The sequence below is a fragment of the Phenylobacterium sp. genome (assembly GCF_036495085.1).
GTDB lineage: Bacteria > Pseudomonadota > Alphaproteobacteria > Caulobacterales > Caulobacteraceae > Phenylobacterium.
In genome coordinates, this window is sequence record NZ_DASXNL010000140.1 from 39,823 (window position 1) to 47,296 (window position 7,474).

Annotated in this window: 7 protein-coding genes; 4 read left to right on the forward strand and 3 right to left on the reverse strand. The window is 67.4% G+C overall.

Annotated features, from left to right (window positions below; genetic code table 11):
* Positions 1 to 4 precede the first annotated feature (4 nt).
* Positions 5 to 1,387 (reverse strand): type II and III secretion system protein family protein, encoded by a 1,383-nt coding sequence (locus tag VGI62_RS16125; RefSeq protein WP_331505539.1) that lies wholly within the window; start codon positions 1,385 to 1,387, stop codon positions 5 to 7.
* Positions 1,388 to 1,407: 20 nt separating this feature from the next.
* Positions 1,408 to 2,352, reverse strand: a complete 945-nt coding sequence (gene cpaB, locus VGI62_RS16130) for a Flp pilus assembly protein CpaB (RefSeq protein ID WP_331505540.1) — start codon at positions 2,350 to 2,352, stop codon at positions 1,408 to 1,410.
* A gap of 210 nt (positions 2,353 to 2,562) precedes the next feature.
* On the opposite strand from cpaB, the gene VGI62_RS16135 reads away from it, so the two are divergent.
* The 4 genes from VGI62_RS16135 to VGI62_RS16150 are packed head-to-tail and all read left to right on the forward strand — an operon-like array spanning position 2,563 to position 7,069.
* Positions 2,563 to 3,492 carry an aldo/keto reductase gene (locus VGI62_RS16135; protein WP_331505541.1) on the forward strand — a complete coding sequence of 310 codons (930 nt, stop codon included), beginning with the start codon at positions 2,563 to 2,565 and terminating at the stop codon, positions 3,490 to 3,492.
* Positions 3,493 to 3,501: 9 nt separating this feature from the next.
* Positions 3,502 to 4,725: a CoA transferase gene (locus VGI62_RS16140; RefSeq protein WP_331505542.1), complete on the forward strand. Its 1,224-nt coding sequence runs from the start codon at positions 3,502 to 3,504 to the stop codon at positions 4,723 to 4,725.
* Positions 4,722 to 5,699, forward strand: coding sequence for a hypothetical protein (locus VGI62_RS16145; protein WP_331505543.1), 978 nt, complete (start codon positions 4,722 to 4,724; stop codon positions 5,697 to 5,699). Before VGI62_RS16140 ends, VGI62_RS16145 begins: the two co-directional genes overlap by 4 nt.
* 53 nt (positions 5,700 to 5,752) lie before the next feature.
* Positions 5,753 to 7,069 carry an acetyl-CoA C-acyltransferase gene (locus tag VGI62_RS16150; RefSeq protein ID WP_331505544.1) on the forward strand — a complete coding sequence of 439 codons (1,317 nt, stop codon included), beginning with the start codon at positions 5,753 to 5,755 and terminating at the stop codon, positions 7,067 to 7,069.
* Between the two features lie 54 nt (positions 7,070 to 7,123).
* On the opposite strand, the gene VGI62_RS16155 is transcribed toward VGI62_RS16150, so the two are convergent.
* Positions 7,124 to 7,474: acetyl-CoA carboxylase biotin carboxyl carrier protein subunit (locus VGI62_RS16155; RefSeq protein WP_331505545.1), on the reverse strand; the 351-nt coding region annotated here is incomplete at its 5' end.

Sequence of the window (7,474 nt, forward strand, 5' to 3'; positions counted from 1 at the left end):
TTGGTTACTTTCCCTTAGCGGGGACGACCGGGGCGATCTCGCCGCGCAGTTGCGGAGTCGGGAAGCGCGGCGCGGGGAAATCGCCCGGGTCGCGGAGCATCGGCGTGTCGGCCGATTCTCCCTTGAGCATCAGGTCGAGCACCCGAGGCTCAGGACCGCCGACGGTCGCGGTCGCCGCCGCATTGATGTCGGCCTGGTTGACGATACGCGGGGTGACCACGATCACCAGTTCTGTCTCGCCGCGCTCCCAGTGAGTGGAACGGAAGAGGGCGCTCAGGATCGGGATCTCGCCGATGCCCGGAATCTGCCGCAGCGCGTTGGCGTAGTTGCGCTGGAAGAGGCCTCCGATCGCCAACGACTCGCCGTTCTTCAGCTCGACCACGGTGTTGGTGCGACGCACGATAAGCGCAGGCACCGTCACCCCGTTCGAGGTCAGGGAGTGGGCGGGGTCGAGCGCACTGACCTCCGGCTCCACGGCGAGGCGGATCTTGCCATCGTCCTCGACCGTGGGGATGAAGTTCAGCTTCACGCCGTAGCTGCGGAAGTCGATGGTGAACTGGTTGTTGCCGGCGGGCACCGGATACGGAAACTCGCCGCCCGCAATGAAGCTCGCCTTCTCGCCGGACATGGCCACGAGGTTGGGCCGCGCCAAGGTGCGCACCAGCCCACGGGCTTCGGCGGCCGCCAGCTGGACGTCGATGGTGGTTTTGCCCGAGCCGCCGGTGAGGCTGAGTGATGCGGTGGGCGCCGTGGTGCCAAGCAGGCCCGTGCCGTAGCCGAAGCTGAACGAGCTGTTGCTGACCTGGGCCGCCAGGCCGAAGTCGTTGGACATGGAGCGGTTGGCTTCCAGAATCCGGACTTCCAGGACCACTTGGGCGCCGTTGACGCGCAGCATCGAGGTCACGCCGTCCGGCGCGGCCATCTCTGCGATCGCCTTGGCGCGGAGCGCGACACCCGGGTTGGTGACATTGCCGGTCAGCAGGATGCCGTCACCCAGCGTTTGCACCTTGATGTGCTCGGCGGGCAGGGCCTGGGCGAGGTCGCCCTCCAGCGTCTTGGCGTCGACGCCGACGCGGACGTCGATCACTTCCATCAGCCGCCCGCCCGGTCCGTAGACCAGGAGGTTGGTGGATCCGAGCTCAAGGCCCCGGACGTAGAAGCTCCGGTCAGTCGTGGCGACAATCTCGGCGATGTCCGGCTGGGCGACGACGATCTTGGTCGCCGGCTGGTCGAGCCGGAATGACAGGGACTTGTCCCGCGGGACGGAAATCACACGGCTGGGAGCGGCCTCGCTGGGGAGGGCATCGGCGAGCGCCGGGGAAGCGACAGCACCGGTCGTCAGCAGCGTGAGCGTGGCGCAGAACGCCGTGGCCAAATTACGTGGCATGGTCATGGGCTCCGGAAGGATCACGCGGGCTTCGACGCAGAACTGGACGGCGCGGTGTCAGGAAGGGTGGGCGGCGGCGGAACTGGGGCCGCGGCCTTCTTGGGGACAGCGCGGCGGCTGCCGCTGTTCTTGGTTTCGGTCGCCACGATCGTAATCAGCCGCGGAGCGTCGGGCGCGCTGACGGAACGGGCGCGCCGCGGACCGATGGGGGCGCTGGGGGCGCCGCCGGCGAGGAACGAGGTTGTGCGCATGGGCGCGGTCTGGGCGATCTCCGTCGAGCCGGACTTGCGAAGCGCCAGCGACAGCGACCCCAGGTCGGCCGCCACGGAGAGCTTCTGGGCGTCGGAGACGCTGACCTCGAGCGTAGCAGTTGAGGGCGTGGCCGGCCGATTGGCGACCGGGTCGGCGTTAAGGTCGACGCCGAGCACGCGGAGGTTTTGGATCACCACCTGGGACACCCAGGTGCGGGTGTCGCCCTTCGGCGTCAGGTCGCGGGTCAGGACCACGTCGACGCGGTCGCCGGGCAAGGCGTGACCGCCCACGCCGGTGACGTCGGTGACCTTGATCGTGTAGGCGCGGAAGCCATCGGCGATCTCAGCGGCGATCGAGGCGCGCGCGCCGGGGCCGGAGAGTTTCGCAGGCAGCAGCGGTTCGCGCGCACTGATCGGTGTCAGCGCCACCGGCGGGCCGCCGCCGTCCTGGGCCAGCACCTGGGCGACCGTAGTGAACGCGCCTTCCGGCACCGCATTGGATGGCAGCTTCAGGATCACGACCTTGGAGGCGTCCAGCCGGTCGCCATATTTCAGCGCCGCCTTGGCCACGACCACCGGGACGCCGGGAGGCGGAGCCGCAATGGCTGCGACCTTCGCCGAAGCCGCGTTTGGCAACATGGTCTTGGCCACGACGAGGGCGCCTAGACCGAAAACGGCGCAAGCGCCGAGGCTGACAATGGTGACGACGCGCATGGTTTTTACCGTTCGCCCGAGAAGCTTTTTCTGAGCGTCACCATACGGATCGGAGACTTGCGATATCCCCAACAAACGAGGTGAACGCCACCTTAAGCTTCACAATTGACCAAGCGAGCCCCCTGGCGGCCGGCGACGAACGCGCTAGGCTCGCGCGGCGCATGGCCGTCAGGGCGTGCGGATTGTCCCCAAGACCTGCGGAGGAAGATGATGAAAATGCGCCGGCTGGGATCCTCGGGGCTGAAGGTCAGCGAGGTGGGACTGGGCTGCAACAACTTCGGCATGCGCATCGACCAGAACGCGACCCAGAGCGTGGTCGACGCGGCGCTCGACGCCGGAATCACCTTCTTCGACACCGCCGACATCTATGGCGGGACAAAGTCCGAGGAATTTCTTGGAAAGGCGCTGGGCAAACGGCGTGGAGAGATCGTGCTCGCCACCAAGTTCGGCATGAGGATCGGGGATGACGAATCCCGCCGGGGCGGCTCGCGCCGCTGGATCATGCGCGCGGTGGAAGACAGCTTGAGCCGCCTGGGGACCGACTGGATCGACCTCTATCAGCTCCATGCTCCCGATGCGGACACCCCGCTCGACGAGACCCTGCGCGCGCTGGACGATCTCGTGACCCAAGGCAAGGTTCGCTACATCGGAAATTCCAACTTCACGGGCTGGCAGATCGCCGACGCCGACTGGACCGCCGCCGGCGCGACGCGGTTCGTCTCGGCGCAAAACCAGTTCTCGCTGCTGGAGCGCAAGGTGGAGTTCGAGGTGCTGCCGGCGTGCGAGCACTTCGGCCTGGGCTTCCTGCCGTTCTTCCCACTGGGTTCGGGCCTCCTGAGCGGCAAATACCGTCGCGGCGAGAAGCCGCCGGAAGGAACCCGTCTTGCGGCGTGGGGCGCCCGAGGAGCCGCAGCGCTGAGCGACCGGAACTTCGACAAAGTGGAGAAGCTGGCGACCTGGGCCGAAGAGCGCGGCCATACCATCCTCGAACTCGCGTTCGCATGGCTGCTGGGCCACGAGGTGGTCTCCTCGGTGATCGCCGGGGCGACCTCGCCCGAACAGGTCGCGACGAACGCCGCCACCGCCGGATGGTCGCTGACGCCCGAAGAGGTCAAAGAGGTCGGCGCGCTCGTCGCCTGATCCAGCCGCATGTACGATCTTCTTAAAGGCCTACGCGTCGTCGAGGGCTCCGCTTTCGTCGCGGCCCCGACCTGCGGTCTCTATCTGGCCCAGTTCGGCGCCGAGGTGATCCGCTTCGACAACATCGGCGGCGGTCCCGATTTTCGCCGCTGGCCGCTCGCGGATAACGGGTCAAGCCTCTACTGGGAGGGCCTGAACAAAGGCAAGAAGTCGATCGCCATCGACCTGACCCGGCCTGCGGGCCGCGAGGTTGCTCAGCGGCTGGCCGCCGCGCCCGGCGATGACGCGGGCCTCTTCGTCACCAATTTCCCGGTCGACGGGTTCTTGTCCTACGAAGTGCTGAAGGCGCTCCGGCCCGACCTGGTCTGCGTCCGGGTGATGGGTTGGGCGGACGGCTCGCAGGGGATGGACTACACCATCAATTCCGCGCTCGGCCTGCCGCTCATGACGGGCCCCGCTGACGACCCGCGGCCCGTGAACCATGTGCTGGCGGCGTGGGATCTGCTCACCGGCGCCTATTGCGCCTTCGGCCTCGTCTCGGCGCTTCTGGCGCGGACGCGGACCGGTCAAGGCCGCGAGATCAGGGCCCCGCTCTCGGACATCGGGGCGGCGACCATGGCCAACTTGGGGTTCACTGCCGAGACCCTGATGACCGGACGACAGCGTCAACGAATGGGCAACGACATCTTCGGCGCATTCGGACGCGACTTCGCCACCCGCGACGGCCGGACCCTGATGCTGCTCGCGATCACGCCCAAGCAATGGTCGAAGGCGCTGGAGGCGCTTGGCCTGACGAGCGAGGTCGCTGCGCTGGAAGCCGAGCTTGGCGTCACCTTCGCGACAGACGAAGGCCTCAGGTTCACGCATCGGGCCCGGCTTTATCCTCTCTTCGAGCGGGCCTTCGCTCAGCGAACCGCCGCCGAACTGGCGCCGGCCTTTGACGCGGGCGGTGTCACATGGGGCGCCTACCAGCCATTGGAGGCGGCGCTCGAGGATCCTCGACTCTATAAAGACAATCCGGTGTTCGAAGACGTCAGCCATCCGAGCGGCCTGAACTATCCGGCGCCTGGCGCGATGGCCACGATCCCACAGGACCGACGCGGCCAGGTGAAGCCGGCGCCGCGCCTCGGTCAGCATACGGACGAGGTGTTGGCGGAAGTTCTCGGGATGAGCGCAGCGGAGATCGGGCGGCTACATGACGCGGGTCTCGTCGCGGGAGGCGACGGGCGATGAAGCCGGCTCTTGTCCTGCTCGCCGTCGCAGTTCTGGCCGGCGGACCCGCAGCGGCGGCCGACTACAAGGCGCCGCGGACATCCTTCGGCCAGCCGGACCTGCAGGGTGTCTGGAATACGCATTTCATCCTGCCGATGGAGTCGCGGCCCGACACGCCGAGCCTGACGCTGCCGGAGCCCGAGGCGCAGGCGTTCGCCCGCAAGCTCGCAGTCGAGGTCGCCAACCTCGCCGTTTTCGCCCAGGATCCGGAAGTGGCGGAGATCTCGGGGGACACGAGCCGGTCGCAACTGGCCATTGTCCGCGGGCAGCGGCGCACCCGGCAGGTCGTTGAGCCGGCGGACGGAAAACTGCCCCTCGTGGCAGCGGCACGTGCTCAGATGCGGCTCATCGAGCAGGCCTTGCGGACCCAAAGTGAGCCGCCGTTTCCCACCGACGGTCCAGAGGCCCGGCCGAACTGGGAGCGCTGCGTCGTCGGGTTCGGCCAGCCGCCAATCGTCTCGACCAGTGACATCAATCCACGCCAGATCGTGCAGACCCGCGATGCGGTGGTGATCCTGACGGAGTACGGCCCCGATCTGCGGATCGTGCCCTTCACGGACAAGCACGGCCCGGCGATACAGGCCTCGGCCCTGGGTGACTCCATCGCGCGATGGGACGGCGACACCCTGGTGATCGAGACGGTGGGCATGCCGGCCAAGGACACAATCCGGCCGTTCCCGACTCTTTTCGTCACCGCGTCGGCGAAGGTGCTCGAGCGCTATACGCGCGTGTCGCCGAGCGAACTCCTCTACCAGTACACGGTCGTGGATCCACTGATCTACACGGGACCGTGGCTGGCGGAGTACTCGCTCTACCGCACCGATAAGCCGATCTTCGAATTTGCCTGTCACGAGGGCAACTATTCGCTGCCGAACATCCTGGCCGGCGCCCGGGAGCGTGAGCGCCAGGCGCGCACGGGCAGCGCCACGAGGTGAGGCTTTCAAACCTGCGTCGCTGGGACCATGTCTAGCGGACCGAGGAGCGCCAGATGGCTAGAGCCCCGACGACCAGAGCACCTTCCTCAGACAGGCCCGATATCTGGCTGGCGGCCGGCGTGCGCACGCCCTTCGCGCGGGCCGGAGGAGGGTTGGCCAAGCGCGACGCGCTCGATCTTTCCGTTCCGGTGGTGAAGGCCATGCTCGCCAAGTTGCCCGCGAGCGGGGGCGCCCGGCCGGACCTGATGGTCTGGGGCGCCGTGATCCCCAACCTGACCCTAAGCAATATCGCTCGTGAGGCGCTGATTTCGGCGGGCGGCGATCCGACGATTCCGGCGGTCTCGACGGTGATGGCATGCTCGACCAGCATGGTCGGCGCATTCGAAGCGGCCGGCATGCTCGACGATCAAGGCCGGAGCCTGGCGCTGGTGGGCGGCGCGGAGGCCATGAGCCGCATTCAGATTGGGCTCAGCCAGCCGCTCTCCGATGACCTGCGGCGGTTCATGGACGGGCGGAGCCTCGCCGATCGCTGGGCGGCGCTGACCAGCGTGCGAGCCGGCGACCTGAAGCTGTTCATCCCTCAGATCAAGAACCGTTCGACCGGCAAGAGCATGGGCGAACACACCGAAGATATGGCCAAGGGCTGGGAGATCAGCCGCACCCAGCAGGACGAGATCGCCCTTGCGAGCCACCGCAACGCCGCCGCGGGCTGGGAACGTGGTTTCTTCGACGACCTGGTGCTGAGATTGGACGACGTCGGCCGTGACACCACTGTGCGGCCCGACACCAGCCTTGAGAAGCTGGCCAAGCTCAGGCCGGTCTTCGACACCACCAGCGGCAAAGGGACGCTCACCGCTGGCAACTCAAGTCCGCTGACCGACGGGGCTGCCGCGGTTTGGGTCGCGACCGCCAAGGGGCTCGAGCGGTTGCCTTCGGAGACACCGCGGGTGCGGCTTGTGGATTACGAGGTCAACGCCATCGACCTGTTCAATGAGTATCTCCTGATGGCGCCGGCCTATTCGATCCCGCGCCTTCTGGCTCGCAACCGCTTGACCTACGCCGACGTAGGCCTTTGGGAGATCCACGAGGCGTTCGCCGCCCAGCTCGCGACCCACATCAAGGCGCTGCAGGATCCCGCCTTCCTGAAGGACAAAGCCAAGGTGTCGCCGAAGCTGGGGGCCCTGCCGGTCGATCGGGTGAACCCCAACGGCGGCTCGACCGCGCTCGGCCACCCCTTCGCCGCGACCGGCGCACGGATCCTCAGTCAGGCCGTCAAGGAGCTCCATGCGATGCCGACCGGAAGCTACGCGGTCGTTTCAATCTGCGCGGACGGCGGACAGGGGTCCGTGGCGCTGCTCAGGAACGGATAGCGCGGGGCGAGACCGGAAATCAGCACGCCTGACGGATGAGCGGCCGACCTTGGACTAGCTCTTCAGCTTCACAAGCACCGCGCCTTCGCTGACTTGATCGCCAAGTTTGCTGGACACCGCCTCCACGGTCCCGTCGAAGGGCGCGGTGAGGGCGTGCTCCATCTTCATCGCCTCGAGGGTCAGCAGGGGGGCTCCCTTCGTGACCCTGTCGCCGGCCTTGACCGAAAGTCCGGTGACCTTGCCGGGCATCGGCGAGCGAACAGAACCGTCGCCGGCCGCGCCGTCATCGGCGTCCACCCGCGGGTGGGCGGCGAAGACGAAGGCTTCGCCGGCTTCGAAGACCACGATCTCGTCCTCGTCGGTCAGCAGCACGGAGCGCGGCACGGCGGTTTCGGTCGCATGGGC